This is a genomic window from Paenibacillus herberti, from assembly GCF_002233675.1.
Classification (GTDB): Bacteria; Bacillota; Bacilli; order Paenibacillales; family Paenibacillaceae; genus Paenibacillus_O; species Paenibacillus_O herberti.
In genome coordinates this window covers 1-1,486 of record NZ_NMUQ01000006.1, presented here as the reverse complement: position 1 = coordinate 1,486, position 1,486 = coordinate 1, and the positions used below count along the sequence as shown (strand labels likewise).

The window sequence follows — 1,486 nt, the reverse complement described above, 5'->3', positions numbered from 1 at the left end:
AAGGCTATGTGGATCCACTGGATGATCGCTATGGGAAGAGAGCGGGCGAACTGGCTGGAGAGGGAATTGGATTTCTGCTGCCTTTTAGGTACGTCAAAATTGGGTCGCCAACATGGTTGGGTAAACTGAGCCCCACTGCAGTCCGAACGACGACATCGGGGGCGATTTACAGCAGCGCATCCGAGTTGTCTGATGCCGCGACAGATTTTCGCCAAGATGGCAGCCAGAACGTGGGCAAGCGGTTAGGAAATGTGGCTATGGACTCTGCGCTTGCAGGAGCCGGCGATATAGCTGGGCATGCCGGAGGCCGAATCGTCTCAGGGGTATTGAAAAAGATTAACGTTAAACCAGTAGCAGAGCCTAACTTCAACACCCCAGGTACAAAACCTATTGTTGCGGCAAGTCCGCAAGAGCAGGTAGGATTTGCTAAGGTGGAGGGCCTTAGAGGGATTGCGGGGACGGGAGATCTTGTTGATGATCTGTTAAAGACATCGAGATGCAATACAGACGAACTTACGGTTTATCTTAAGAAAATGGACGCTTATAACGGAACAAATTATGCTGATGAATTTGCATCATTAGGTAAGTGGCCAGATGAAATACAGATACCAAAAGACCGAAGCGTACTAAATGCAGATGGTTCGATTAAATGGTCGGAAGTTCCTAACGGTGGTTATGTCCTGGATAGAAACGGGAATGCAATAAAAGATGTATTTGTACCGAAAACAGGAGACATTATTGATAGGTACGGACCGCCCAATGGTAGATATACTTCACCTGTTTTGGATGGTAAACCATATAATTATGATCAAAGGTCATTGCCTTATGTTGAGGATGTAACAAAATATTATCAGTACGAAGTGATAGGGGATTTCAACGATTTAAAGATTTATATTCAGCAATGTCCTGATGTAAATGTTAGATTGAAGGCTGAAGCATATATGAAAAAATTTAAAATATCATTCGATGAACTAAAGGTACAGAAAGGTAATATTGCAGAAGGTTTTGGTTCTTCGGGTGGAGGTATTCAGTTTGAATTACCATTGCCAGTTAATATGTTGGAGGATTTAGGGTTGTTGGTAAAAGTTAACTAGGAGAGTGATTTGTATGACAAGAGAAGAAGCGTTAAAGATAATCGAAACTGAAAAATTAAAGAATTTCAATTGGTACGGTGACCATGTTCTTAGAGCGAATGAAGTTGTAATTAGTGAGGTATCTACAAGGTGGAGTGTCTTTACTGCAGATGAGAGAGAAAGTGTAATCTCTGAAGTGGTATACGATTCTGAGAGTGATGCATTGGAAGACTTTATTGAAAGGTTAAGGGCGGATAAAATACTAAGTGAACTATAATACTCGGAATACCCAGTGCCGAATAAACCAATCATTCAAACAATAACACATATAACAAATCACTAGCGTTGCATAAAACCTCAGTACATAAGCTGATTGAATTTTCAGAAATGAATTCATTAAGGTGAATGAAAAA

Annotated in this window: 2 protein-coding genes; both read left to right on the top strand. The window is 41.3% G+C overall.

Going from position 1 to position 1,486, the window contains the following annotated elements:
* A partial coding sequence (locus CGZ75_RS24235) for a TNT domain-containing protein (RefSeq protein WP_217900101.1) occupies window positions 1-1,094 on the top strand: 1,094 nt, incomplete at its 5' end.
* Window positions 1,095-1,107: 13 nt separating this feature from the next.
* Window positions 1,108-1,350, top strand: coding sequence for a hypothetical protein (locus CGZ75_RS24230; protein ID WP_089527007.1), 243 nt, complete (start codon window positions 1,108-1,110; stop codon window positions 1,348-1,350).
* The last annotated feature ends 136 nt before the right edge of the window (window positions 1,351-1,486 follow it).

What these genes read in the sequence shown, in the direction of transcription:
- CGZ75_RS24230 (WP_089527007.1), top strand. Translation starts at nt 1,108, where the DNA reads ATGACAAGAGAAGAAGCGTTAAAGATAATCGAAACTGAAAAATTAAAG.